Raw genomic sequence first — 23,837 nt, 5'->3', positions numbered from 1 at the left:
CGGGGGTACCGGCGGTCTCGCCGGTATCGGAAGACGAGTTCAGACGCAGGTCGGGAGGGGCACCCATGGCAATCGCCGTCGAAGAGGTCCGGGGACGCACGCAGGAGGTGCTGCCGGAGATCGGTGATGCCACCAAGGTGGCCCCCAAGGACGCACGCGAGCTGTCGCGGCTGTTCTTCAGCAGGCTGGCCACGCTGGAGGAGGGTACGCCCGAGTACAGCTACGCGCGCAACACCCTGATCGAGATGAACATGTCCCTCGTCCGTTTCGCGGCCGGCCGCTACCGCAGCCGCAACCCGGAGGAGATGGAGGACATCGTCCAGGTCGGCATGATCGGCCTGATCAAGGCGATCGACCGGTTCGAGATCTCCCGCGAGGTGGAGTTCACCTCCTTCGCCGTGCCCTACATCGTGGGCGAGATCAAGCGCTTCTTCCGGGACACCTCCTGGGCGGTGCACGTGCCCCGCCGGTTGCAGGAGGCCCGCGTCCACCTCGCGCAGGCCACCGAGGAACTGCGCAGCCGCATGGGCCGCACCCCCAGCACCAGGGAGCTCGCCGAGCTGATGAGCCTGAGCGAGGCCGAGGTCGTCGAGGCCCGTGTCGCCTCCAACGGCTACCGGGCCGCGTCCCTGGACGCCGCGCTGAGCACGAGCGACGACAGCGAGACCCCGCTGGCCGACTTCATCGGCTTCGACGACGCGGCCCTCGCCCTGGTGGAGGACTTCCACGCCTTGGCGCCGGTGATCGCCGCCCTCGACGAACGCGACCGGCGGATCATCCACATGCGGTTCGTCGAGGAGCTCACCCAGGCCCAGATCGGCGAACGCCTCGGCGTCTCCCAGATGCATGTCTCCCGGCTGCTGTCCCGCTGCCTGTCCCGGCTGCGCGAAGGCATGCTGGCCGAGAGCTGACCCGGGGCACGTCCGTGCCGGTCCCGGCGACGGTGCAGCGCGCGACGCGGCCGAACAGCCTCGTCACCGTCCCGGACCCGCCCGAGCCGGTCATGGTCACGTACCGCGAGGCTACAAGCCGTCGACATGCGGAACTACTGTGGGAGTGACAGATGTTCCCATGGTGGGGAATCGTCGGCACAGCGTGCGGCACACGGGGGTAACGTGGCAGTTGGAATGGATGAGACGGGGCTGAACAGTCCGTCGGGCGAAGGAGTGCGGGGCGAAACGGGGTTGGGGCACGTCTCGGTCACGTTGGACCGTGCCACGGTGCGGATCGCTGACGCACGCGCCTTCGCGGCCGACTACCTGGCCGCTTCGGTGACGGACGACGGCCGCCCGTTGCCGGAGGGTGTCGCGGCGGCCGTCCAGTTGGTGGTGAGCGAACTCATCACCAACACCGTCAAATACGGCTCCGGCCCGATCGAGCTGACGCTGGGCTCCACCGGCGGGACACTGTCCGTCACCGTCCGGGACGGCGACACCACCTTGCCGACGCCGAGACTCGCCGACCCGGCGCGCGTGGGCCAGCACGGTCTGGAGATCGTCGCCGCGCTGAGCCGGGAGGTCGAGATCCAGCGTGAACCGGACGGCAAGCGCATCACCGCGCGTATCGCACTGGACCGGCCTCCCGGGGACGGCTGATCCGCCTGTAGCGCGTGTCCTGCTCTCCCCTCGGGGCACCCGTTCCCTGTCGCGGTCCCGCCGCCCGGCGCGGAACCGACACGGAGGAAGCACGGGAGGGGAAACAGATGCCGACTGCCCGGCCGACCCATCACATGACACCGCGTCCGAAACGACGGCCGCCTCGATCCTCCGCCTGGACCGGCGCGGCCCTCCGCTCGGCCCAGCTGGCCTGCCTCGCGTTCCTGGTGCTCTCCGCCGCCCTGCTCGCCTCGGCCATCTCCACCGGCGCCGGTGTGCGTACCGTGCTCGGTCTCGCGGTCCAGGCCGCCCTGTGGGCGGCCCTGCTGCTGGCCGGTCCCACGGAGCAGCACCGCGCGCGCGGCGCCCGCCACGACCGGCTCGGGTGACGGGTCCCCTCCCCCGGCTGTTCCCCCTGCTGTGTGCCGCGGGCGCGGCGCGGCGGGTCGCTTCCGCGCCCGGCGGACCGCCGCCCCGGTGGTTGGCGGCGCCGGGACGGGGCACTTGTGGGCCATGGAGGACAGCAGGCCCGACCGTGCACCGACCCGTGCCTTCGTGCTGGGCGGCGGGGGCGCCCTCGGCGCCTACGAAGTGGGGATGCTCAAGGCGCTCTTCGCCGCCGGAGTGCACCCGGACCTCGTCGTCGGCACATCCGTCGGCGCGATCAACGGGGCCGCGGTCGCGGCCGACCCGTCACAGGCGTCGGTGACCCGGCTCGCCGACCTCTGGACCGGCCTCGGACGCGCCGGTGTGTTCTCCGGTTCGCTGCTCGGGCGGCTGACCACGGCCGTACGCAGCGGCACCCACCTCTACCACCCCGCGCCGCTGCGCGAACTGCTCTGCGCCCACCTGCCGGTGACCCGGATCGAGGCGCTGCCCCTGCCGTTCCAGTGTGTCGCCGCGAACATCGAACGGGCCGCCGAGCACTGGTTCACCGACGGGCCGCTCGTGGACGCCGTGCTCGCCTCGTGCGCGGTGCCCGGACTGCTGCCGCCCGTCCGGCTCGACGGCACGCACTTCGTGGACGGCGGCCTGGTCAACAGCATCCCCGTGGGCCGCGCGGTGGCCCTCGGCGCGACCGAGATCTACGTCCTTCAGGTCGGCCGCGTCGAGCGGGCGCTCTCGCCGCCGCGAGCGCCCTGGCAGGTGGCGCTGGTGGCGTTCGAGATCGCCCGCAGACACCGGTTCGCGCGCGACATGGCGGACCTGCCCGCAGGCGTCACCGTGCGGGTGCTGCCATCGGGTTCGGGCACCGACGAGGGCACGGCCACCCTCAGGCAGCTGCGGTACCGCACCTTCGGCCGGACCGCCGAGCGCATCGAGCGCGCCTACACGGCGTCCTCCCGGTACATCGAGACGGTCCTCGGCGCATCCGACGGCGCCCCGTGACCGACGCGGAGATACCCGGCGCGGGCCTCCGGGGCGAGCGGCTACGGCGGCCGGGCGGTCCTGTGCTGACCGGGCTGCGCCGTACGGTGACCACCGCGCTGCTGCTCGCCCTCGTGCCCGTGGCGGCCGCGCTGCTCGTCGCCGTGTGCGTGCTCTGCGCGCCCGTCTCGCTCGCCACCCGCGGTCCGTGGCGGCCGGTGCGGATCGCCGGTTTCGCCCTTCTCTACCTCCTGGCGGATCTGGCCGGGCTGGTGGCCGCCGCGGGACTGTGGGCGCGGCGGCTGCCCGGCCGAGACGACCGGGCGCGGCGCGCGGCGGACGCGTTCGCCCTGCTGGAGAGGCTGCTTCGGGTACTGAGGCGGGCGGGTGAGCGGATCTTCCGGCTCCGGGTGACGGTGACGCCCGCGCCGCCCGGCGGGTGCGCACACATGGCGGCGCCGGTACTCGTGTTCGTACGGCACGCCGGGGTCGGCGACTCCTTCCTGCTGTTGCAGACGCTGCTCAGCCAGGCGGGACTGCGCCCCCACACCGTGCTGAAGCGGACCTTGCGCGCCGATCCGGCCCTGGACGTCCTCGTCGGGCGGGTCCCGCACTGCTTCCTCCCGGCCATCGGGCGCCGGGCCGAGGACGCGATCGGGGATCTGGCGGCCGGGCTCGGCGCGGGCGACGCCCTCGTGATCTTCCCGGAGGGCGGCAACTTCACCCCGCGCCGCCGTCGGCGCGCGATCACCTCGCTGCGGCGCCGGGGGCTGCGTCGGCGGGCGGCCCGCGCGGAACGGATGCGCCACGTCCTGCCGCCACGGGACGCCGGTGCCCTCGCCGCGATCGCCGCCGCGCCCACCGCCGACGTGGTCTTCGTCGCGCACACCGGCCTCGACTCCCTGCACTCGGCGCGCACCGTCTGGGCCCGGCTGCCGCTGCGGGAGGAGGTGCGGGCGCACTGGTGGCGCGTACCCGCCGACCGTGTCCCGCGCGGCGAGGAAGCCCGCAGCGAATGGCTGCTGGCCCAGTGGGAGCGCGTCGACCGCTGGATCGCCCGGCACGCCGACCCGGACGCCACACACGCGTGAGGTCCTGACCGGCGCTGAGCGCTATGCCTCGGGCAGCTTCTCCGGCGGTTTCTCCGGCGGTCGGGCAGTGGAGGAGGCAGCGCGCCGACCGGGCCGGTTCGCCGGGCCGGGAGGCGCCGCCCGCATCGGCGCCGGGCTCACAGGAAGCGGCGGATCGGCGTGACGGCCGTCTCCTTGAGCCGCTGGAGCACCGCGCGTCGCTTCCACCGGTCGAGGTCGATGGCCACGCTGCGGAGCAGGTCCGTCTCGTAGTCGCGGTCCAGCTCGGCGGTGAACTCCTCGTCCAGCACGGCGAGCATGACTTCCTCGTCGTGGTCCATGGAACGGCGGTTGAAGTTGGTCGAGCCGATCAGGGCGGCCACCGAATCAACCGTGATGATCTTGGCGTGCATCATGGTCGGCTGATACTGGCGGATGTGCACGCCCGCCTGGAGCAGCCGTGTGTAGTGCTGCTGGCCGGCGAGCTGGCAGGCGCGCTGGTCGGTGTGGGGGCCCGGGAGCAGGATCTCCACGCACACGCCGCGCCGGGCGGTCCGGCACAGCAGATCGACGAAGTACGCGTCGGGCGCGAAGTAGGCGGTGGCCAGGCGGAAGCGTTCTTCGGCCGAGGCCAGCACGACCCGGATGAGGGTCTGCATGTCCTGCCAGCCGATACTGGCCGAGCCCCGGACGACCTGAACGACCGAGGTCCCGATCTGGTCGTGTTCGGTGAAACGGTCGCGGTCGTCGAAGAGTTCGTCGTGGCACTCGGCCCAGTTCTGCGCGAACGCGGCGGCTATGCCGTCCACGGCCGGGCCGCGCACCCGCACATGTGTGTCGCGCCATTCGCCGGGGCCGCGGGCGTCGCCGCACCACTCCTCCGCTATGCCGACACCACCGGTGAAGGCCGTGTGCTCGTCGACGACGAGAGCCTTGCGGTGGCAGCGGTGATTCTGCTTGAACGGCGAGAGCCAGGCGGGCTTGCGGAACCACGCCACCTGCACTCCGGCGTCGTCCATGAGATCCAGCAGCCGCTGTTCGATCTCCTTGGCCCCGAAGCCGTCGAGCAGCAGTCGCACCCGCACGCCCGCCCGGGAGCGGTCGGCCAGGGCGGCGGCGAAGTCGCGGGCGATCTGACCGCGCCAGTACACGAAGGTCATCATGTCGATCGTGTGCCGGGCCGAGCGGATGGCACCCAGCATGGCCGGGAAGATCTCGTCGCCGTTGCGCAGCGGCACCAGGGCGTTGCCCTCGGTGGCTGCCACGCCGATCAGCCGCTCCAGGCGGCGGCGCAGGCGCTGCTTGCGGGCGTCCGCCTCGCCGGCTCCGCCCGGAGCGGAGGGGGCGGACAGGCCGTCAAGGCTCACGACAGGTCTCCTGAGGTACTGGACGGGCGGAACGTGCGGGTGCTGGACGACCTTACGGCAGCGGGTGACCGGCAGCCACCGACGGGTGAGCCGGAGCGGGCCGGCCCGGTCTCGGCGGGCGGGTGCCCCGGCCGGTGCGTGGCCCGCCGACCCCGTGTGCGGCGAGCCGGGCCAGGACGCCGTCGCGGGTGCGAGAACCGTCGCCCCCGCACCCCGGCACCCGGCGCGGGAACCGATCGGACGCCCGCCGACGTCGTGTTCGACGCCATTGACCGCATCACCTCGCCTGACAGGGCGTCGACTTCGTTCATGGGGAGGCAGTGATGAACGACCCCTGGGGTTTCACCGGCCCTGAGTTCCTCGGCCTGTACGCCGCGGGCTTCGCGGTCGCCGTGCTGCTCGGCCTGGCCGTACGGCGAGCGGCCCGCAGCTTCTACCCCGCCACGGACACTGCCTCCGTACCCGACGTGTACAGCATCGCCCGGGTCGTCGGCGGCCCCCGCCAGGTGGTGAGCACCGCCGTCTGCGCCCTCGTCCAGGGCGGCCATCTGCGCACGTCCCAGGACGGCACCCTCACCTACTCCGGCCGCGTCCCCGGTGAACCGGTGCAGCGGGCCGTCCTGGAGACCGCGCGGAGCCAGGGGATCACCACAGCGGCGCGGATGCACGAGGCCGCTCTGCGCCTGCCGGAGATCCGCCGGGCCGGAGGCGGCGCGCGCCGCCTCGGTCTGCTGCCCGGCCGCACCCGCCGACTGGCCGGGCGGTCGGCGGGGCTGCCGATGCTGGTGCTGATCGGGTTCGGCGTCGCCCGGATGGTGAACGGCGCCCGTCTGGGGCGTCCGGTGGGCTGGCTGGTGCTCTTCCTGCTGGTCTCCTTGGTGGTGGCGGCGGTCTTCCTCTGCACGCCGCCCCGGATCACCCCCGCGGGCTGGTCCGCGGTACGCAACTCCGGGAGGTCGGGTCACCCGGTGCGCTGGGGGCCGACAGGCGACGGCCCGAAGGTGCCGGTCGCGGTACTCGCCGCCGCCACGACAGGCTGGATCAACATCTCCGACCCGGCAACCGGTTCGTCCCTCTTCGACTCCGGCTTCTTCTCCCGGTCCTCTTCGTCCTCGTCGTCGTCCTCGTCCTCGTCCGGAGGGGGCAGCAGTTGCGGCGGAGGCGGCGGGTGCGGCAGCGGGTGCGGCGGTGGAGGAGGGTGCGGCGGGTGACGGCTCCGATCGCTGGTCTCCGGCACGTCCGGGCGCCGGTCCGGGCGTGCCCGTCGGTGCCTGCACCGCTGCCCAAGGGGCAGCGGGCGGCACCTGCTTCAGCCCGGAAGGAGTTCCGGGAGGCGGTGGACCGGGCTCACACGCGGTCGGCCGCGATCAGGACGTACTGGAAGGAGCCGTCCCGGTAGGACTCGATGAACGCCTTCTCGATGCCGGTGACCAGCGACGACGTGGCCCGCAGCTCCCAGTAGGGCAGGGTGTCCGGGGTGAGGTCGATGACGGTCTGCGGTACGAGCCGGTTGTCGGCCATGGCGCGCAGGTACTCACGGCGGGAGTGGATGTTGCACTCGAAGTGGGCGTTGATCTGGGAGACCGCCTTCGACGGCTGGCCGTAGCGGGGGTTCCAGCACCCGGTGATCGTCACGTAGCGGCCGCCCACCTTCAGGAAGCGGGAGTGCTCGGCGAACAGGTCGTAGAGGTCGACGTACATGGTGGACTCGTTGTTCCACGAGGCCGTGACGCTTCCCTTGTCGAAAGGTGTGTCGAGCATGTTGCACACCCGGGAGCGGACATGGTCCCCGATGCGCAGTTCCCTCGCGCGCCTGTTGCCGAAGTCGGCCTGGGTGGCGGACAGGGTCACTCCTTCCACCGTGCAGCCGAAGCGCCGGTGGGCCATGACCATGGAGCCGCCCCGGCCGCAGCCGGCGTCGACGAGGGTGTCGTCGGGACCGACCGGGCCGAGGTGGTCCAGAAGGAATTCCGCCTGTGCCGACTCCAGCCGGTGGAGCTCCGCGATGAGTTTCTTCTCGTACTCGCTGTGCGCCGGGTCGCCCAGCGCGGCCTGGTCCACGGCGCCGATGCCGTAGTGGTGGTGGTAGAGGCCGTCCACGTCACCGAGGCGGAGGTTGACCGGCCGCGCCTCGTTGTTCCAGTAGCGGGCGATGTCCTCCTGGTAGGGCGTCGCCGGGGCCGGGATCTTCGCGGTGGCGGTGGGGGTCGTTTCGGTCGTCACAGAGATATCCATTTCTCACCAGAAATCGGGCAGGCTGTAGCGGTAGGTGTTGGTGCGGTGCCAGTCGTGGTTGCCGTCCACCCAGGCGGCCACGCCCTTGAGGAAGCGCAGCACGGCCGGCAGGGGACACGCCTGCGCGAGGTCGGCCGCGGCCGTCTCGAAGGCGTGCTGGAGCTCGTTGTGGACCTCGATGGCCTTCAGGTAGGCGTCGCGCTCGCTCAGTCGCTCGCGTTCGGCGATCACCACCGGCAGGTTCAGGTGCCGGCCGGGGCTGTCGAGTTCCTTGGTGTACGAGTAGAGGTCGTTGACGATGGTGGTCGCGTTGCCGGCGAGCGCGATGACCCGCTGCATGTCCGGCCGGGCGTGCAGGTCAGCGGGCAGCTCGTAACCGCCGACGGTGTCGGTGATCGTGGGGCACGGCCGGAAGTTGTTGAACTGCCGCATCGCCAGGTACTCCCACACCTGCGGGAGGTGGTCGGTCTGCGCCCAGGCTGCCTCGGCGAGATAGCCCATGTGGAGTCGGGCCATGTCGTGCCGGTAGCGGTCGGTCTGGGAGGGTGTCGCCGCGCGGACGAAGTAGTCCATCGCGCTGCGGTAGGCGCGCCGCGGGGCGTCCGAGCCGAGCGACTCCTGCCACTTCGGGGTGTACTCCGCGGTGCTGTGGAACGGGTCGATCGCGGTGTGCGCGAGGAGCAGACGGCCGCCGAGGCCGACGGGCGATCCGCCGTGGTCCTCGCAGTAGCAGTCGTCCACCGCGTTCTCCGCGACCATCAGCCGCGTCGCCAGCATCAGGTGGTCGACGGTCGGGGCGTCGGGGTGGCAGCCGACCATGTAGCGGCCGACGGAGAAGCCGTCGAACTGGGCCTCCCACTCCTCGGGATAGAGCTGGACCTCTTCCTCGGCCCAGTGTTTGATGCGGCGGCTCACCTCCTCGACGCGCGCCGGGTCGGGCTCCGGGACGGGGTGGTGGTAGAGGCCGGGGACGGCCCGCCCGGCGGCGGGAGCGACGGTGGCCGGGACCGGCGGCGCGGGGAGCGGAGGTTCGTGCCCGCCGGTCAGGAAGAGCGAGGCCGTGCCCGGTCCGGTCGGGCCGCGCAGGATCCGCTGGAGGGAGGAGCCGGCCGTGGTCGTGCCGGTGGCCTCCCCCTCGGCCGGGTCGGACGCCGGGACGGGTGACGGGTGGGGGATTCCGGCCGGCGGATGCAGTGCGGTCAGGAAGTCGGGCGCGGACGGTGTGGCCGGAGGGTCCGGGACCGCCGGGGCGGGGACGTCGGGCGCGGCTTCGGGCATCGGCGGCTCCTTGCTGCGGCGAGATGGGCGCCGCGTTGTGCGTGCGGCGTGTCAGGCGTGATCCTGCTCAGGGGTCCTGGCGTGCCCCGGGTGCGATCCGTACGTTCTCCATCACGCCCAGGGCGTCGGGCACGAGGACCGCGGCGGAGTAGTAGGCGCTGACGAGGTAGGAGGTGATCGCCTGTTCGTTGATGCCCATGAACCGTACGGACAGGCCCGGTTCGTACTCGTCCGGCAGTCCCGTCTGCCGCAGCCCGATGACCCCCTGGTTCTCTTCCCCGGTCCGCATCGCGATGATGGAGCTGGTCTGCTCCTTGCTGATCGGGATCTTGTTGCAGGGCAGGATGGGGACGCCGCGCCAGGCGGGGACGGACTGCCCGCCGAGGTCGACGTGGTCGGGGTAGAGGCCGCAGGCGCTGAAGCCCCGTCCGATGGCGGCGATCGTCCTGGGGTGGGCGAGGAAGAACTTCGTGCCGCGACGACGGCAGAGGAGCTCGTCCATGTCGTCCGGGGTCGGCGGGCCGGAGCGGGGCTGGATGCGCTGCTTGAAGTCGGCGTTGTGCAGCAGCCCGAACTCGCGGTTGTTGACGAGTTCGTGTTCCTGACGCTCCCGCAGGGCCTCGACGGTGAGCCTGAGTTGCTCCTCGCTCTGGTTCATCGGACCGTTGTAGAGGTCGGACACGCGGGTGTGGATCCGCAGAACGGTCTGCGCGACGGACAGCTCGTACTCGCGCGGCCTCACTTCGTAGTCGACGAAGGTGCCGGGCAGTTCCGCCTCGCCCACGTGACCGGCCGACAGGGCGATCTCGGCCTCGCCGTGCTTGTTCTGCCGCTCCCGTGAGCGGGAGCGGAAATCGGCGACATGGGCCCGGAGATGCGGCGCGGCGGCCAGGACGGCGTCGAAGTCGGCGCGGGAGAGGGTGAGGAGGACCCCGGACGTCTCGGCGGTGACCGTGCAGGCGTGTGTGGCGCCGGGATCCAGCAAGGCGTCGTCGCCGAAGTGGCCGCCGTCCGCGAGGACCCCGACGCCGACCTCGCCGCCGTACTCGCCCGCCGAGGTCTGGCTCAGCCGGCCGTGGGCGATCAGGTGGATCCGGTCCGCGGGGCTGCCGCGCTCGGCGAGGACCTCGCCCGCCGTGAAGTCCCGCTGCGCGCAGCGCCCGGCGAGGGCGGTCAGGACGTCCGTGTCGTCGAACCCGCGCAGCAGGGCCAGTTCGCCGAGTTCCGCTGGGATGACACGGACCGTGGCACCCTCCTGGACGAACTCGACGCGTCCGTCGCCGAGGGTGTGCCGCAGCCGTCGGTTGACGCGGTAGGTACTGCCTCGGGCTTCGACCCAGGGCAGCATCCGCAGCAGCCAGCGGGAGGTGATCTCCTGCATCTGCGGCGCGGACTTGGTGATCGTGGCGAGGTTGCGGGCGGCGGCGGTGCCCAGAGACTGCTGCGGCGCGGTGGTCGAAGCTTCCGGGGTGCTGTCGACGGACATCGAGGGGCTATCTCCTTGCACGACGGGACGCCCGGCGCAGACGGCTGCGCCGACCGGGAGACATGGGAAGAACGGGCAACTCGGGGCAGGAACAGCGGGGTTCCGACCGCCCGCACAAAGCTAGCCACCGAACCGGCCGCCTTCACCACGGAGACGAGACGCTTACCTCGAAGCAGTGACAATCGGCTGAATGCGTTTATCGGCCCGTCGAGTGTGATCATCCCGCCTCGCCGGACACCTGAGCGGTTCCCGACGGCGTCCGGGCCCGGACGGCGCGCGGGTTCGGCGCGCCGTGTGCGGCGGTCGTGTACGGCGCGATGCCCCCGACTCCGCCGGAGGCCCCGGCTCACGCGAGGGAGAGAGGGTACCGGTGGCCGCACAAGGCGCCTCACGCGCCCGGCCGTACGCCCTGGTGGCCGCTGTTCACAGCACATGAGACTGGCGGTCGTGGTTCGAGGAAGACCACGGTGGAACCAGTGGAAAACCAGTGGAAAGGGAACGACTCTCATGCGCCGTGTCACTCCGATCGCCCTCGCCTCGCTCGCCTTCGCGGCAGCCCTCGGCACCGCCCCCGCCGCCACCGCTGCCGTCTCGGCCGCCCCGGCGGCGGTCGTCTCCGCCGCGACCTATCACTGCGACCCGGGACACTTCTGCATCTACAGCGGCTGGGACGGTGGCGGCAGCCGCTGTCAGTGGACGGCGGAGAAGGTCGCGAACACCGCCGACAAGTGCTCCTTCATCCGCAACGGCAAGAAGGTGCTGTCGTTGTGGAACGGCACCGGCCACCGCGTCCAGTACTACACCCAGACCAACTATCACTCGCGTGTCGGCTCGACGGCCGCCGGCCACGGCGGCAACCTCCAGGGCAGCTACCAGATCCGCTCCTTCAAGAAGCAGTAGGCCGGGACCGCTCCGGCCCCTCGGGGCCGGAGACCGACGGCGGCGGACCGGGAAGGCGGTGGCCGAGGGGTGGGCCCGTGCGTGCCGCTCGGCGGTCCTCTCCGCTGCCTCGCCGCTGCCTCGGCTAGACCTTCGCCTGCTGGTACTGGCCCAGGAAGAGGGGGGTCCCGTGCTGCACCCGCCACAGGAACAGCCCGGGTTCCTCCTCCACCTCGCCCGTCGCGGCCCGGAAGGCGTAGGTCCGGGTGATACCCCGGTAGGACGCGGTCCGCAGCCGGTGGGTGAGGGTGCTGCGGTCCGCGGGGCCCGTTCCCAGGGGGGCGAGGACCTGTGCGAGGAGGCCGAGGGCGTCGTAGGCCTCGGCCGCGCCCCGGCCGACGCTCCGCACGCCGTACCGCTTCGTGAACGACCGTACGAATCCGGCGGCCGTCGTGAGACGGGCCGGGTCCACGAACGTCGCCGAGAAGACCCACCCCTCGGCCGCCGTCCCCGCCGCGCGCAGGAACTCGGGTGTGAGGACGGCCTCGGTCGCCGCAGGGGTTCCGGTGAAGCCTGCCGCCTGTAGCGCCCGCGCGCAGGCGGCGGCGCGCCGTGGGGACTCGCCGCAGTAGACGACGGCCTGCGCGTGTGCCGCGAGGGCCGCGACGGCGACGGGGCCGAAGTCAGCGGTGGCGGCAGCGACTTGGCGTCGGACGACCGTACGCCCGGAGGGCGGGTTCTCCGCCAGGCCGTGGGCGATCAGCCAGCTGTAGTCCCGGGCCGCCTGGTCCTCGACGAGGAAGATACGGCGGGCTGGGCGCAGGCTGGTGAGATACCGGGCCAGGGGCGCGCCGCTCGCGCTGTCGGAAGGGCGTAGCTGGAACACGGAGGACGTGGGGTTCTCGGTGTCCACGGCGGTGTACAGGGCATCCGAGCCGGCCCAGGCCGTCAGCATCGGCAGCAGCGCCTTCTTGTACCGGTCCTGGGCCGCGAGGGCCGTGGCGTCGGAGGTCGGCCCGATCACCGCGCACACCCGGCCGTCCGTGACGAGGCGCCGGGCCACCTCTGCGGCCCGGTCCGCGTCTCCCCCGTCGTCGAGGACCGTGAGGGCCAGGTCGAAGCGGCGGTCCGCGCGCGCGTTGTGCTGTTCCGCGGCCAGCCGGACTCCGTGCTCGACCGAGGTGCCGAGCTCCTTGCCCGAGCCGGAGAGGTCGGCCTGCACGGCGACGGTGCGGCGCGGCCGGGAGGCGGCGGCGGAGGACGGCCCCTTGCCGCCGGTGGCCAGCCAGGCGGCCGTGGAGCCGCCGCCCGCCAGTACGACGGCAGCCGCACCGCCCAGCATCAGCAGGCGCCGACGGCTCGCCACGGGCGGCTCGTCCACCGGTGTCCCGGGCGCAGCGGGCCGTTCGGGCTCGGGCAGGTGCAGCACCTGGGCCGAGCGTTCGGCGATCACGGCGTGCAGCCCGGGTGGCAGCCAGTCGTCGGAGCCGAAGTCGCCGAGCTGGGCGCGGAGTTCGGGCACGGTGGGGCGGGCGGCCGGGTCCTTGGCGAGACAGCGTGCGACCAGGGTCCGCAGGCCGTCCTCCGTGATGCCGCCGAGGCCGGGGTCCTCGTGGACGGTGCGGAAGATCACGGCGGGTGCCACTCCCCCGCCGAAGGGCGGCCTGGCGGACGCCGCGTAGGCGAGGACGCAGCCCAGGGAGAAGACGTCGCTGGGCGGGCCCACCTCCTCGTCGCGGGCGCGGGCCTGTTCCGGTGAGAGATAGCCGGGCGTGCCGATCACCGCGTCGGTCGCGGTCAGGGCGGTGGCTCCGCCTGCGCGTGCGATGCCGAAATCGATGAGGCGGGGGCCGTCGGGGGCGAGCAGCACATTGCCGGGCTTGATGTCGCGGTGCACCAGTCCGGCCGCGTGGACGGCGGCGAGCGCCTCGGCGAGCCGCGCCCCGAGTGCCCGTACGGTGTCCGGTGGCAGCGGGCCGTGCTCCGCGACGGTCTCCGCGAGCGTGGGCCCGGGGACGAAGGCGGTCGCGATCCAGGGTTCGGCCGCCTCGGGGTCGGCGGCCGTGACGGGGGTGGTCCAGCGGCCGTCGATCCGCGCGGCGGCCTGTGCCTCGCGGCGGAAGCGGGCCCGGAATCCCGGATCGGCGGCGTGCTCGGCGCGGATCACCTTCAGGGCGGCCAGGGCGCCGCCCTTGGAACGGGCGAGGTAGACGACGCCCATGCCGCCCGTGCCGATCCGCGCGAGCAGGCGGTGGCCGCCGACCGACTCCGGGTCCTGCGCGGTGAGCGGACGCACCGTCACTTTCCTTTCGCCCGCGGCGCCTTGTCGGGGGCGGGTCCCAGGTAGTGGAAGGCACCGTCGCGCACCTGGTGGACGAAGGTGGCGGGGGTGCCGAGTTGCAGGAGCTTCGGGTCGAAGACGAAGTCCCGGGTGAGACCGTGGTACGTGGCGCTCTTCAGCCGAGCGGCCAGCGCCTTGCGCGCCGGACGCCTGCCCTGGGTGGCGGTGAGCTGCCGTATCAGCAGGTTCGCCGCGTCGTAGCCCTCGGCCGCCCAGAACCCGGGCGGATGTCCGAACCGCTGGTGGAACGCCTGGGCGAAGGGGCGGACCTGAGCGGCGTCCGGCCCGATCGCCGCGGCCACGACCGTCCAGCCCGCCGCACTCTCCTGCGCGGCGAACCGGGGGTCGAGCGCGGGTTCGGCGGCGTACTTCGGTCCTTCGAAGCCGGCCAGTTCCCCGGCCGCCCGGATCGCCCCCTCCAACGGCCCGGCGTAGACGAACGCCTGGATGCCGGCCCGGCGCATGTCGTCCAGAACGGGTCCGAAGTCGGCCGTGCCTGCGGGGACGACGCGGGGGTGGGTGGCGTCGCCGTACGACCGGACGACGAGGTTGACCATCTGGACGGTCTGCCAGGAGACGTCACCGGCGGTGCGGTCGAGCAGGATGCCGACGGGGGTGGCCGCACTGGCCGCCTCCAGCTGGAAGGCGAGCTTCATGGCGACGGTGCCGTGCAGGGGGCGGCCGCGCACGAAGGAGCGGACGTTCTGGTACAGGTTCTGTCCGGCGGACATGCTGATCAGGGGCAGCAGGGCCATGTCGTAGACGGGCAGCGCGGCCTGGGTCGTCTCGTCGGTGCTGGAACCGAGCACGGCCAGCACGTCCGGGTCGTCCACGAGGCGCTGGGCCGCGGCGGCGGCCCGGTCGGCCCGGCCCGCGTCGTCGGAGGTCCTCAGCTCCAGTGTGAACTGCTTGTCGCCGCGGGCGTTGAACTGCTCCACCGCGAGCCGTGCCCCCTGTTCCTGGGCCTGCCCGGCCGCCCGGCCCGCACCGCTGAGGTCGGCCTGCACGCCCAGCGCCCAGCCGGGCGCACCGGCCTGCTTCTTCCCGGTGCCGGGGCGCAGGGCGGCCCAGGCGGCCACGCCCCCGCCCGCGGCGACCACGGCTGCGGTGCCGGAGGCGACGGCGAGGAACCTGCGGCGCGACGGGGCCGGCTCGCGCGGCGCCTCGGCGAGCGTGGCCTCGATCTCGGGCAGGGCCAGCATCGCGGCCGACCGTTCGGCGACCATGCGGACGATGTCGGGGGGCAGCCACTCGGCGGTGCCCGGGGACACGTCCTCCACCAGGGCGGCGTCCAGTTCGGCCGGGGTGGGCCGGTCGGCGGGGTCCTTGGCCAGACAGCGCAGCAGGACGGCGCGCAACTCCTCGTCCACGCCGTCGAGATCGGGGCTGTCATGGACAGCGCGGTAGAGCAGGGCGTCGGCGGTGCCGCTGCCGAAGGGCGGGCGGCCGGTCGCCGCGTAGGCCAGCACACAGCCCAGCGAGAACACGTCACCGGCGGGACCGAGGTAGCCGCCGCGGGCCATGGCCTGCTCCGGGGACAGGAAGCCGGGGGTGCCGACGACGAGGTCGGCCGAGGTGATCGCGGTGTCGTCCTGGGAGCGGGCGATACCGAAGTCGATGAGGCGGGGGCCGTCTGCGGCGAGCAGGATGTTGGCCGGTTTGACGTCCCGGTGCACCAGCCCGGCGTCGTGCACCGCGGTGAGCGCGCGGGCCAGCGTCTTGCCCAGCAGGCGTACCGTCCGCAGGGGCAGCGGGCCGTACCGGCCGACCGCGTCGGCGAGGGACGGGCCGGGCTCGAAGGCGGTGGCCAGCCAGGGCTGTTCGGCGGCCGGGTCGGCACCGGTGACCCTGACCACCCAGGGGCTGTCCACGCGGCGCGCGGCGTTCGCCTCGCGGCGGAACCGGACGCGGAAGGCCTCGTCGTGCGCGTACTCGGCCTGGATCACCTTGACGGCGGCGAGCGCGCCCGACTCCGTACGGCCGAGATAGACGACGCCCATGCCGCCCTCGCCGAGCCGGGCGAGCAGGCGGTGTCCGCCGACGGACGACGGGTCGGCGGGGCGCAGGGAGCGGTCGGTCACTTCCGGGCCCCCAGTTCGGTGCGCACCTTGGTCTCCATCCCGGCCACCGCCCGTGCCTGGACGGTCAGCAGGTCGCCCTGGGCGAAGCCCTTGCCGCCCTCGACGACGACGGCGATGGTCACCGGACCGAGCCTGACCTGGTCCCAGAGGTAGTACGTCGATCCCTTGCCGAGCCTCGGATCGTCGTACGTGCCCAGCTCGATGAGGCAGTCGTCGGCGGAGGTGTCGCCGTTCGTGCCGTAGCCGGAGCCCATCGAGTTCAGGCCGCTGATCCGCTCGGTGGCACGCAGTTGCTGGTCGGGGCAGCGCAGCGCCTCCTCCAGCATCTCGGCCATCTCCTGGTCGGCCTGGGCGGCGGTGCGGTGCAGGGTGACGGTGGCGGCGGTGCGGACCTCTCCCTTCGAGGCGGCCGCGGGCAGCCGGCTGTGGCGGGTGAGGGTGGCGAGGACGTCGCCGGGCAGGGGCTCCTGCCGCCAGACGCAGTCGGTGCCGAGAACGGGCCAGTCGGCCGGATCGCTCTCGTACGGCGGGCGCTCGACGTAGCCCGGACCGTAGCTGTCCGGGCCCGCGGTGAGGGTGCGGACCAGGTCGAGGGCGGCGGACGGGGCGGTGGGGACGCGCGCGGGGTCGACCGTGAAGCGCGCGGTGGTACCGGCCGTCCCGCGCTGTCCGGCCGGTGAGGTCACGGCGGAGGAGGCGCTCGGAGCGGTCCGGTGCCCGGCGTCGCCCGAGCCGGAGCAGCCCGCGAGCAGCAGCCCGCCGACGGCCAGCACCACGTGTCCCCGCCTCGCGCGTCTCGCGCACCTCGCGCGTCCGTGCCTCGTCGCGTATGCCATGAAGCCCCCCGCCATGCGCCTGTGCCAGTGTGCGACCGAGGTGAGTGTAGAGGGCAACGTCGGGCAACTCGCCTTGTTCGACGAGCTGTTGACGGAGCCCGGAGCCGTGCTTGCACCGCCGGGGGCGTCGGCGGGTGCGCGGGCCGCGGGCGTGGGCCATGCGGCGATCCCCGCGGCGACAGGTATCTCCCGGGGCAGTACGTCGAGAACGTCGGCGAAGACGGAATCGGCACGGTGAAATCCCAGGTCAAGCGGTTCATCTTCCGGTTCCGGGTGCCCGCGGGCACGCCCGCGACGGCGAAGAACCGTGGTACGTCGACGCGACTATCCTGAAGCCTTCGAAGGAACTCGCGGAGGCGAAGACCATGGAGGGCCGCCGAGAAGACAAGACCCACTTGGCAGCCACATCGAGCGCGCGGGAACGCCGACGCGCGGCAAGAGCACCACAACAGCAGGAACGGACAGCTGGAATTCACCATGAGCGACGGACGATCGAGCGATCCGCGGTTCGACGAGAGGCTCTCCTTCACCCCTGAGCCGGGTGCCCCGGTCGACTGCGCGCGCACGGCCGACGGCCCGGTCCGGTACGTGGAGGTCGTCGGCGGGATGAGGGCGGCAGTGGTGTGGGGCCGCGGACTGCGGGCTCACAAGGAGCGCGGCCTCGCTCCGTCGCGAGCCGTCGCCGAACTCCCGGCCGGGACCGCCGCGCCTGCGGGTCACGTCGCTCCGGGCCGTCCGTCCGAAGCCGCGAGCGACTCCGCCCGGCGCGCTCCCGCCCGCGGCCGGTGAGCCCGCGGTCTCCGGAGGTCGCCTCCGGGACGGATGTCCTGCCGTTCAAGCCCGCTCTCGTCAAAGCGGTGTTCAGGGACGTGACCCCGATGCACGTCTCCCGCTCGGCCGCGTGGGCCGCGGCCTCGGTGACGCGGACAGTGCTGACGGAGATCATCGACGGTGCGTCGAGAGCGGCGGCGGAGAAGGCCCGGAGAAAGCTGGTTCCCGGGGACCTGCTCTCGGCGCTCGACCGGAACGTGGAGCTGGAGGTGGGGACCAAGTGGTACGACCACAGCCCGACGTTCCGGGGTCTGACCGGTGTCCTGTACGACACCGAGGGTGCCGTCGTGCCTTCTCGTCGGCGCCGCGGGTCACGAAGGTCGAGCGCTGTGGCCGGCGCCCACAGGTTCGAGGCCGGGGTCAGGAAGCTGCTGCGGAGCCGGGGGGTGACGGCCGTTCCGGTGATGGTCCGCGATCTGGACGGCATCGCGAGTGTGTTCCTGACGGATCTCGTCCGGGACGCGGCCGGGGTCGTCCGCGAGGATTCTCTCCGGACTCCGTCCACCCGCGGGCGGAACGGACGGACCGTCGGCAGGGACGACGTCCTGGCCGCCACCAGGATGCAGTTGTCCGGCGGCAGCCTCGGGCAGCGAGCCCTCGCCGGGGCACGCGCGGCGGGACAGAACACTTCGGCCGGCTGAGCGGGGGCGAGTGCAGCCTGCCATGAACATCTGCCGCTCGTAGCTGTCGACCGCGGTGAGGAGGTCCTGACGGCCCTCGGCGGCCCCGATCGGGCAGCGGCTCAGCAGGGCGGCGTCGCGCGGGGCGGTGTTCGCACCGTTGCCGCCGGTCGGAGAGGTGGCGTGGAGGGCGTCGCCGGGCAGTGTGACCGGGCCGGGCGGCCAGCGCTCGCCCGGTTCAACCATCCGGATGGACAGCAGGGTGCTGTTGTCCGGGTCGGACTGTTCGATGAGCGCCCGGAGAGGTCCGGGTGCCGGTTCCGCCGCCGTCTCCTGGGGCGGAACGGGGAAGCGCATCGCCCCGAGCAGCTGCTTGACATCCTTGACCAACAGTCGTTCACTTACTTCGCCAACACCTGTTCAGTCATGTCGTCGGCAGGTGTGCACCGAAGAGAGGGACGTCATGCGCATCGCAGTACACAAGACCGAGGCAGCGCGCGGAGAGCAGGTCCTCGTGCCGGTGGCGAGCCTCTGATGGGCGGCTACATCGCTGTCGAGGAGGCGATCGCCTTCCCCGGACTCGCCGAGCGGCGCCCGCCGTTCCCCATGCCGGACAACATCGCCCCGGAGTTCTACGCCGACATGACCGCGCGGCTCCCGGACGTCACGGAGCTGCGGCTGCCGGACATGGATGCCAACGGCGTCGCCGTGCAGGTGCTGTCGCTGACCGTGCCGGGCATCGAGGCCGATCCGGACCCGGTCCGGGCGGTGGAGAACGCCCGCTATGTCAACGACTCCCTCGCCGGGATCGTGGCGGCGCACCCCGACCGGTTCGCGGCCTTCGCGGCGCTCCCGCTCCAGGATCCGGCTGCGGCTGTCCTCGAACTACGCCGTGCGGTGGGAGAGTTCGGGTTCAAGGGCGTCCTCGTCAACGACCATGTGCAGGGGAAGTATCTCGACGATCCGTCCTTCGACGCGGTCTGGGCCGCACTGGCCGACCTCGGCGTACCGCTCTACCTGCACCCGGGGATGCCACCGGCCGACTCGTGGCATGTGCTCACGGGGCACCCGGAGATGGACGGCGCGCTGTGGAGCTGGCAGGCGACGACCGGCGGGCACGCTCTGCGCGTGGTCCTCTCCGGTGTCTTCGACCGCCATCCGAACGCGCGGATGATCCTCGGCCACGCGGGAGAGTTCCTGCCGTTCCAGCTCTCTCGGTTCGACTCGCGCTACGCCACTCTCACCCACCCGCACCCGTTGCGCTGCCCCCCGTCGGCTTACTTCGGCGAGAACGTGCTGGTCACGACCAGCGGTGTGCTCTCCCCCGCTGCCGTCGAGGCACTGGTGAGGGTGCTCGGCGCGGACGCCGTCCTGTTCGCGGTCGACTACCCGTACGAGCGGACGAGCGCCGCCGTCGCCGCCCTTGAGGGCACCTCCCTCACACAGGCCGAGAAGGACACGATCGGCTCGGGCAACGCCCGCCGCCTGCTGGGACTTTGAGGGAGCGGCATGAAACTCTTCGTCACCGGCGCGTCCGGATTCATCGGGTCGGCTGTCGTCCCCGAACTGCTCTCGGCGGGCCATCAGGTCCTCGGTCTGGCCCGTACGGACGCGGCCGCGGCCGCGATCGGTGCCGCGGGAGCGGAGGTGCTCCGCGGTGACCTCGCCGATCTCGACGCGCTGCGTACCGGCGCCCGCGCGGCCGCCGGTGTCGTGCACCTCGCCTTCGTCCACGACTTCGGCGACTTCGGCAAGGCCGTACGCACCGACCGTGCCGCGATCGACGCGATCGGTGCGGTACTGGCCGGAACGGGGAAGCCGTTCGTCGCCGCCGCCACCGTCCCGGCCGTTCCCGGCAGGGCCGCCACGGAGGAGGACGACCCGCAGGACACCGGTCCCCTGGCGGGGCGCGCCCAGAACGCGCGCGCCGTGCTCGGCCTGGCGGCGCGGGGTGTGCGTTCCGCCGTCGTACGGCTGCCGCACACCGTCCACGCCGCGGGCGGGCGCGGAGGGTTCGCGGGCGTGCTGTTCGACCTGGCCCGGCGAGGCGGTGTGTCCGGCTACGTGGGAGACGGTTCCGCCCGCTGGCCCGCCGTCCATGTCCGCGACACCGCCCGGCTCTTCCGGATCGCCGTGGAGGAAGCTCCCGCGGGCAGCGTGCTGCACGCCGTGCACGAGGAGGGCGTCACCCTGCTGGACACGGCGACGGCGATCGGACGGGCGCTGAACGTTCCCGTGCGGTCCGTGGAGGCGGACGCGCTCGGGTTCCTCGGGCATCTCGCCACCGTGGACAAGCCGGCGTCGAGCGCGCGCACGCGGCAGCGGTTCGGGTGGACGCCGTCCGGCCCGAGCCTGTTGGACGACCTGGATCCTGAGGGTGTCTGACTGTTCCTCATGGGGGCGGTGACCGGCCGGAAAGCCGGTGGTGGCGCTTGCCGTGGCGTCGGGAGGTCAGAGGCCAGAGGCGGAGCAGCTCGGCCGAGACCGTCCAGAGGCGCTCGGCGGTGGCGGGATCGAGCGCCCATTCCTTGACCCCGTGCGGGTGCTGTGCGAGGTCGGCGTCGTTCGTCACGGTGTAGGCCTCCCGCCCGTCGTCGAGGTAGTGGCCTCCGGAGCGCGCGAACTCCGGGGCGACGGCCGCGACCATGCTGGTGGCCGCCCCCTGTTCGACCGTCTTGTAGGTGAAGACTCCGGCGGCCTCGGCCGCGTCGAGCGACTCCTTCTGCCGTGCGGTGAAGTTGCGTTGCAGCCCTGTCGCGACACCGCCGGGATTCACCGCGTTGGCGACGATGCCGTCGGATGCCCACCGCCGGGTCGCCTCGACGGCGAAGAGAGAGTTCGCCGTCTTCGACTGGGCGTAGGCGATCTGCGGATCGTAGTCGCGCCGCTCGAAGTGGAGGTCGTCGAAGTCGATCCCGGCGCGCATGTGCGCCGTCGAGCTGACCGAGACGATCCGTGCTCCGTCGCGGTCGGCCGCCCCGAGGGCCAGGGCGTCGTGGAGGCCGGTGGTGAGGGCGAAGTGGCCGAGATGGTTCGTCGCGAATTGCAGTTCCCAGCCCTCGGGTGTGCGTTCGAGCCCGCCGGTGACCAGGCCGGCGTTGTTGATCAGCAGGTGCAGCGGGCCGTCCCACGCGTCGGTGAACCGCGTGACGACGGCCCTGTCGGCCAGGTCGAGCCGGACGACCCGGGGGCGTATCCCTCCGGTCGACCTCTCGATCGTCGCGGCGACGGCGTCCCCCGCCGTCGTGTTCCGGACAGCCAGCGTCACCTCCGCCCCGGCGGAGGTCAACGCGCGCGCCGTCTCGATCCCGATTCCGGAGGAGGCTCCCGTCACGATCGCGCGGACGCCGGTGAGGTCGACGCCCCGCAGTACCTCGTCGGCGGTGTCGGCGGCGGTGAAGGGCGTGGAGACGGGTTCGCGAGCAGTCATGGCGCTGACTATACGTACTGGGCTTGGTTTGTATAGTTCGACTTCGGCTCGTAGGGTCGGTCCATGACCCGTCCCGCCGCCGGCGACTCGCCGGACGCAGTCGTCGGCACCGACCGCCGGACCATGGTGCTGGACTCCGCCATGGCCACGTTCGCCCGATTCGGTTACCGGAAGACGTCGATGGAGGAGGTGGCGCGGGCGGCGGACATCTCCCGACCCGGGCTCTACTTCCTCTTCTCCTCGAAGGAGAGCCTGTTCCGTGCCGCCGTCACCCAGGCTCTGGAACGCGACATCGCAGCGGTCGAGCGCGTTTTGAGCGACACCGGCCGCCCCCTCGGAGAGCGCCTCCTCGATGCGTTCGACCACTGGGCCGGCCGCTACATCGGCCCGCTGGCCCGCGATGTGGCAGTGGTCATCGAGGACAACCCCGGTCTGCTGGGGGAGATCGCCGTGACCACGCCGCGGCGCTTCGAGCACCTGGTCACCGGCGCGATCGCCGCCGAGACGGGACGGGTGACGGCCCGGCAGATCGCCCAGACGCTGATCAGCACGTCGACCGGCCTGAAGCACCAGGCCGCGGCACCGGAGTTCTATCTCGAACGGCTGAAGGTCGCCATCGGTCTCCTGCTGCGCTGAATACGCCCGGCTCTTCTTTTCTTTTACAAACCACCGAGGGTTAATTTTATAACTTGGTTTTATATCTTGGTACCGTGGTCTCGAATCCGCTCGAAAAAGAGGAGGAGACCGTGTTCACGGTGGAAGAAATACCAGAATTCCGTATCGCCTTTCTGAGACGAACAGGCCCCTATGGGGAGGCGAACGGAATGCAGATGGAAAGGCTGAAGTCCTGGGCCGCGGCGAACGGCCTGCTGGGCCCCGACTCCGCCGTCCTGGGCATCGCCCGCGACGACCCCGCCCGCACTCCGCCCGGCGACTGCCGTTACGACACCTGCCTCGTACTGCCCGACGACACCGAGGTCCGTCACCCCGAGGTCCGGGCCGGTCGTATCGCCGGTGGCCGCCACGCGGTGCTCACCACCGCGCACACCGCCGAGGGCCTCGCACACGCCTGGGCCGGTCTGTTCGACGGCCTCGCCGCCCGGTCCCTCACCGTCGACACCGCACGCCCTGTCCTCGAACGCTATCGGCCCGCCATGCTCGCCCAGCACCTCTGCGAGATCTGCGTCCCCGTTCTCTGACCCGGCCGGCGGCCCGTGTTCCCCACGGCAGGCACTCGGACCGACGTCGCCCCGGCCCGGGACCTGCTCACAGGTGCCGGTGCCCCGGGGGTTCCTCGCCGACGTCGTCGGCGAGGGCGAGGCGGGCCGTGACGCACTTGCCGACCGGCTCGCGCCGCACCGCGAACTCCTGGGCGACGGCCCTCACGATCTCCAGGCCGTGCTGCCCGACACGGCCGGCGTCCGCGGCGCGGGCGACGGGCAGCACCGGATCGCGGTCCCACACCGCGATCTCGACCAGGCCGCCGGTGATGCGCAGGTCCAGCACGGCCGGACCGGGGGCGTACTTGCGGGCGTTGGTGACCAGCTCGCTCACCACCAACTGCGTCAGATCCATCGCCCGCCGCGAGACGGGCAGACCGTGCTCGGCCCGCGCCCGGGTGAGGAACTCGACAGCCAGCCCGCGGGCGCGGGCGATGCCGGGGCCGTCCCCGTCCAACGCGGCCGTGGTCCGTATGTCCTGTCCGCCCGGCGTGCTGCCGTTCTCGCCCACCGGCGCTGTCACCACTGCTGCCGTCCTCACTGCCCGGATCCCGTCCCGCGCGCATACCCCCGCTCGTGCGGAGCACGCCCCGCACCCCGTCGGCCCGTCCGCGCCGTGCGGGGCGGTACTGCCGGGCGGGGCCGCGGTGTGCCAGTATCACCCGCATGGCCGAAGGACACACGACAGACGCCCGAGCCGCCGCCCAGGCGCCCCAGCCGGTCGGGCTGTCGGTCACCGCCACCACCTGCGACGACGTCCGGGTCCTGACCCTGGCCGGGGAGATCGACCACGACACCGGCGAGACGCTCCGCCGGGCCCTGGACGCCCCCGGCCCCTCCCGCGTCGCGGTCGACATGCGGCAGGTCACGTTCATGGACTCCAGCGGCATCAACCTGCTCCTCAACGGCCACCAGGCCGCCACGGCGGCGGGAGGGTGGCTGCGCCTGGCCGCCCCCTCCCCCACCGTGCTGCGCACCTTGCAGATCGTCGGCATCGACGAAGTCATCGGCTGCCACCCCACCCTCCACGACGCCCTGGACCACTGAGCGTCGCCGCAGCGCCCGGGGGCTCGGGCCGGCCGTCCGCGCCGCCGCTCCGCCGGGTGACTCCGGGGGATCTGGCCGGTCGGATGCCCGGGTCTCTGGTCTAAGCTACGGAGTCGCGTTGCTCTCACGGAGCAGCACCGGGACTTTCAGGCA

Annotated in this window: 23 protein-coding genes and 1 pseudogene; 14 read left to right on the top strand and 10 right to left on the bottom strand. The window is 72.5% G+C overall.

What is annotated here, in order from left to right:
- Positions 1 to 65: 65 nt before the first annotated feature.
- The 5 genes from ACWDYF_RS28595 (at position 66) to ACWDYF_RS28575 (ending at position 4,054) form a co-directional block, all read left to right on the top strand.
- The gene (locus ACWDYF_RS28595; protein ID WP_018567867.1) at positions 66 to 911 is read left to right on the top strand and encodes an RNA polymerase sigma factor SigF; all 846 of its coding nucleotides are present in this window, start codon (positions 66 to 68) and stop codon (positions 909 to 911) included.
- Between the two features lie 309 nt (positions 912 to 1,220).
- Positions 1,221 to 1,595, top strand: coding sequence for an ATP-binding protein (locus tag ACWDYF_RS28590; protein WP_381744583.1), 375 nt, complete (start codon positions 1,221 to 1,223; stop codon positions 1,593 to 1,595).
- A gap of 107 nt (positions 1,596 to 1,702) precedes the next feature.
- On the top strand, positions 1,703 to 1,984 hold the full coding sequence (locus tag ACWDYF_RS28585) for a hypothetical protein (RefSeq protein WP_451584310.1): 282 nt from the start codon (positions 1,703 to 1,705) through the stop codon (positions 1,982 to 1,984).
- 124 nt (positions 1,985 to 2,108) lie between these two features.
- The gene (locus tag ACWDYF_RS28580; RefSeq protein WP_381744581.1) at positions 2,109 to 2,984 is read left to right on the top strand and encodes a patatin-like phospholipase family protein; all 876 of its coding nucleotides are present in this window, start codon (positions 2,109 to 2,111) and stop codon (positions 2,982 to 2,984) included.
- Complete coding sequence (locus ACWDYF_RS28575) at positions 2,981 to 4,054, top strand: lysophospholipid acyltransferase family protein (RefSeq protein WP_389469467.1); 1,074 nt, start codon at positions 2,981 to 2,983, stop codon at positions 4,052 to 4,054. The genes ACWDYF_RS28580 and ACWDYF_RS28575 overlap by 4 nt, the downstream gene beginning before the upstream one ends.
- 137 nt (positions 4,055 to 4,191) lie before the next feature.
- Here the strand turns inward: ACWDYF_RS28575 and ACWDYF_RS28570 are convergent, their stop codons facing one another.
- Positions 4,192 to 5,400, bottom strand: coding sequence for a phospholipase D-like domain-containing protein (locus ACWDYF_RS28570; RefSeq protein WP_381744579.1), 1,209 nt, complete (start codon positions 5,398 to 5,400; stop codon positions 4,192 to 4,194).
- Between the two features lie 323 nt (positions 5,401 to 5,723).
- Between ACWDYF_RS28570 and ACWDYF_RS28565 the strand changes: the two genes are divergently transcribed.
- The gene (locus ACWDYF_RS28565; RefSeq protein ID WP_389469463.1) at positions 5,724 to 6,611 is read left to right on the top strand and encodes a TIGR04222 domain-containing membrane protein; all 888 of its coding nucleotides are present in this window, start codon (positions 5,724 to 5,726) and stop codon (positions 6,609 to 6,611) included.
- 136 nt (positions 6,612 to 6,747) lie between these two features.
- Here the strand turns inward: ACWDYF_RS28565 and ACWDYF_RS28560 are convergent, their stop codons facing one another.
- The 3 genes from ACWDYF_RS28560 to ACWDYF_RS28550 form a co-directional block, all read right to left on the bottom strand.
- Positions 6,748 to 7,623, bottom strand: coding sequence for a geranyl diphosphate 2-C-methyltransferase (locus ACWDYF_RS28560; RefSeq protein WP_018567859.1), 876 nt, complete (start codon positions 7,621 to 7,623; stop codon positions 6,748 to 6,750).
- A 15-nt stretch (positions 7,624 to 7,638) separates the two neighbouring features.
- Positions 7,639 to 8,913 (bottom strand): family 2 encapsulin nanocompartment cargo protein terpene cyclase, encoded by a 1,275-nt coding sequence (locus tag ACWDYF_RS28555; RefSeq protein ID WP_389469459.1) that lies wholly within the window; start codon positions 8,911 to 8,913, stop codon positions 7,639 to 7,641.
- 67 nt (positions 8,914 to 8,980) lie between these two features.
- On the bottom strand, positions 8,981 to 10,399 hold the full coding sequence (locus ACWDYF_RS28550) for a family 2B encapsulin nanocompartment shell protein (protein ID WP_389469455.1): 1,419 nt from the start codon (positions 10,397 to 10,399) through the stop codon (positions 8,981 to 8,983).
- Between the two features lie 507 nt (positions 10,400 to 10,906).
- Between ACWDYF_RS28550 and ACWDYF_RS28545 the strand changes: the two genes are divergently transcribed.
- A complete protein-coding gene (locus ACWDYF_RS28545; RefSeq protein WP_381744575.1) occupies positions 10,907 to 11,299 on the top strand; it encodes a peptidase inhibitor family I36 protein in 393 nt (130 codons plus the stop codon).
- A 124-nt stretch (positions 11,300 to 11,423) separates the two neighbouring features.
- Here ACWDYF_RS28545 and ACWDYF_RS28540 read toward each other — a convergent pair whose 3' ends face one another.
- From ACWDYF_RS28540 to ACWDYF_RS28530, 3 genes are read right to left on the bottom strand one after another with little or no spacing between them, the layout of a single operon-like run.
- Complete coding sequence (locus ACWDYF_RS28540) at positions 11,424 to 13,574, bottom strand: bifunctional serine/threonine-protein kinase/ABC transporter substrate-binding protein (protein ID WP_389469450.1); 2,151 nt, start codon at positions 13,572 to 13,574, stop codon at positions 11,424 to 11,426.
- A gap of 2 nt (positions 13,575 to 13,576) precedes the next feature.
- Positions 13,577 to 15,700 carry a bifunctional serine/threonine-protein kinase/ABC transporter substrate-binding protein gene (locus ACWDYF_RS28535; protein WP_389469447.1) on the bottom strand — a complete coding sequence of 708 codons (2,124 nt, stop codon included), beginning with the start codon at positions 15,698 to 15,700 and terminating at the stop codon, positions 13,577 to 13,579.
- Positions 15,697 to 16,476, bottom strand: a complete 780-nt coding sequence (locus tag ACWDYF_RS28530) for a hypothetical protein (protein ID WP_389469445.1) — start codon at positions 16,474 to 16,476, stop codon at positions 15,697 to 15,699. Before ACWDYF_RS28530 ends, ACWDYF_RS28535 begins: the two co-directional genes overlap by 4 nt.
- Positions 16,477 to 17,013: 537 nt before the next feature.
- Here ACWDYF_RS28530 and ACWDYF_RS28525 point away from each other — a divergent pair.
- Both ACWDYF_RS28525 and ACWDYF_RS28520 read left to right on the top strand, forming a co-directional pair.
- Positions 17,014 to 17,325, top strand: a complete 312-nt coding sequence (locus ACWDYF_RS28525; RefSeq protein ID WP_389469442.1) for a hypothetical protein — start codon at positions 17,014 to 17,016, stop codon at positions 17,323 to 17,325.
- Positions 17,326 to 17,393: 68 nt separating this feature from the next.
- Positions 17,394 to 18,008, top strand: coding sequence for a hypothetical protein (locus ACWDYF_RS28520; RefSeq protein WP_389469439.1), 615 nt, complete (start codon positions 17,394 to 17,396; stop codon positions 18,006 to 18,008).
- 108 nt (positions 18,009 to 18,116) lie between these two features.
- Here ACWDYF_RS28520 and ACWDYF_RS28515 read toward each other — a convergent pair.
- A pseudogene (locus tag ACWDYF_RS28515) lies at positions 18,117 to 18,233 on the bottom strand (FAD-dependent monooxygenase); the annotation flags it as partial.
- Positions 18,234 to 18,521: 288 nt separating this feature from the next.
- Between ACWDYF_RS28515 and ACWDYF_RS28510 the strand changes: the two are divergent.
- On the top strand, positions 18,522 to 19,487 hold the full coding sequence (locus ACWDYF_RS28510) for an amidohydrolase family protein (protein WP_389469437.1): 966 nt from the start codon (positions 18,522 to 18,524) through the stop codon (positions 19,485 to 19,487).
- Positions 19,488 to 19,496: 9 nt separating this feature from the next.
- Positions 19,497 to 20,372 (top strand): SDR family oxidoreductase, encoded by an 876-nt coding sequence (locus tag ACWDYF_RS28505; RefSeq protein WP_389469434.1) that lies wholly within the window; start codon positions 19,497 to 19,499, stop codon positions 20,370 to 20,372.
- A gap of 7 nt (positions 20,373 to 20,379) precedes the next feature.
- Here ACWDYF_RS28505 and ACWDYF_RS28500 read toward each other — a convergent pair whose 3' ends face one another.
- A complete protein-coding gene (locus ACWDYF_RS28500) occupies positions 20,380 to 21,417 on the bottom strand; it encodes an SDR family NAD(P)-dependent oxidoreductase (protein ID WP_389469431.1) in 1,038 nt (345 codons plus the stop codon).
- Between the two features lie 63 nt (positions 21,418 to 21,480).
- On the opposite strand from ACWDYF_RS28500, the gene ACWDYF_RS28495 reads away from it, so the two are divergent.
- The gene (locus tag ACWDYF_RS28495) at positions 21,481 to 22,053 is read left to right on the top strand and encodes a TetR/AcrR family transcriptional regulator (protein WP_389469429.1); all 573 of its coding nucleotides are present in this window, start codon (positions 21,481 to 21,483) and stop codon (positions 22,051 to 22,053) included.
- Positions 22,054 to 22,127: 74 nt separating this feature from the next.
- Positions 22,128 to 22,616, top strand: a complete 489-nt coding sequence (locus tag ACWDYF_RS28490; protein WP_389469426.1) for an AraC family transcriptional regulator — start codon at positions 22,128 to 22,130, stop codon at positions 22,614 to 22,616.
- Positions 22,617 to 22,683: 67 nt separating this feature from the next.
- Here ACWDYF_RS28490 and ACWDYF_RS28485 read toward each other — a convergent pair whose 3' ends face one another.
- Positions 22,684 to 23,163, bottom strand: coding sequence for an ATP-binding protein (locus ACWDYF_RS28485; protein WP_389469424.1), 480 nt, complete (start codon positions 23,161 to 23,163; stop codon positions 22,684 to 22,686).
- 140 nt (positions 23,164 to 23,303) lie between these two features.
- On the opposite strand from ACWDYF_RS28485, the gene ACWDYF_RS28480 reads away from it, so the two are divergent.
- Positions 23,304 to 23,684: an STAS domain-containing protein gene (locus tag ACWDYF_RS28480; protein WP_389469421.1), complete on the top strand. Its 381-nt coding sequence runs from the start codon at positions 23,304 to 23,306 to the stop codon at positions 23,682 to 23,684.
- Positions 23,685 to 23,837: the final 153 nt, after the last annotated feature.

The sequence above is a fragment of the Streptomyces sp. NPDC003284 genome (assembly GCF_053589675.1).
The sequence above is the reverse complement of the archived record's forward strand: the minus strand, read 5'-3'. Positions and strand labels throughout refer to the sequence as shown.

Coding starts and splice junctions, on each gene's coding strand:
- ACWDYF_RS28595 (WP_018567867.1), top strand. CDS start 66: ATGGCAATCGCCGTCGAAGAGGTCCGGGGACGCACGCAGGAGGTGCTG.
- ACWDYF_RS28585 (WP_451584310.1), top strand. CDS start 1,703: ATGCCGACTGCCCGGCCGACCCATCACATGACACCGCGTCCGAAACGA.
- ACWDYF_RS28580 (WP_381744581.1), top strand. CDS start 2,109: ATGGAGGACAGCAGGCCCGACCGTGCACCGACCCGTGCCTTCGTGCTG.
- ACWDYF_RS28565 (WP_389469463.1), top strand. CDS start 5,724: ATGAACGACCCCTGGGGTTTCACCGGCCCTGAGTTCCTCGGCCTGTAC.
- ACWDYF_RS28555 (WP_389469459.1), bottom strand. CDS start 8,913: ATGCCCGAAGCCGCGCCCGACGTCCCCGCCCCGGCGGTCCCGGACCCT.
- ACWDYF_RS28550 (WP_389469455.1), bottom strand. CDS start 10,399: ATGTCCGTCGACAGCACCCCGGAAGCTTCGACCACCGCGCCGCAGCAG.
- ACWDYF_RS28545 (WP_381744575.1), top strand. CDS start 10,907: ATGCGCCGTGTCACTCCGATCGCCCTCGCCTCGCTCGCCTTCGCGGCA.
- ACWDYF_RS28525 (WP_389469442.1), top strand. CDS start 17,014: ATGAGCGACGGACGATCGAGCGATCCGCGGTTCGACGAGAGGCTCTCC.
- ACWDYF_RS28510 (WP_389469437.1), top strand. CDS start 18,522: ATGGGCGGCTACATCGCTGTCGAGGAGGCGATCGCCTTCCCCGGACTC.
- ACWDYF_RS28505 (WP_389469434.1), top strand. CDS start 19,497: ATGAAACTCTTCGTCACCGGCGCGTCCGGATTCATCGGGTCGGCTGTC.
- ACWDYF_RS28500 (WP_389469431.1), bottom strand. CDS start 21,417: ATGACTGCTCGCGAACCCGTCTCCACGCCCTTCACCGCCGCCGACACC.
- ACWDYF_RS28495 (WP_389469429.1), top strand. CDS start 21,481: ATGACCCGTCCCGCCGCCGGCGACTCGCCGGACGCAGTCGTCGGCACC.
- ACWDYF_RS28480 (WP_389469421.1), top strand. CDS start 23,304: ATGGCCGAAGGACACACGACAGACGCCCGAGCCGCCGCCCAGGCGCCC.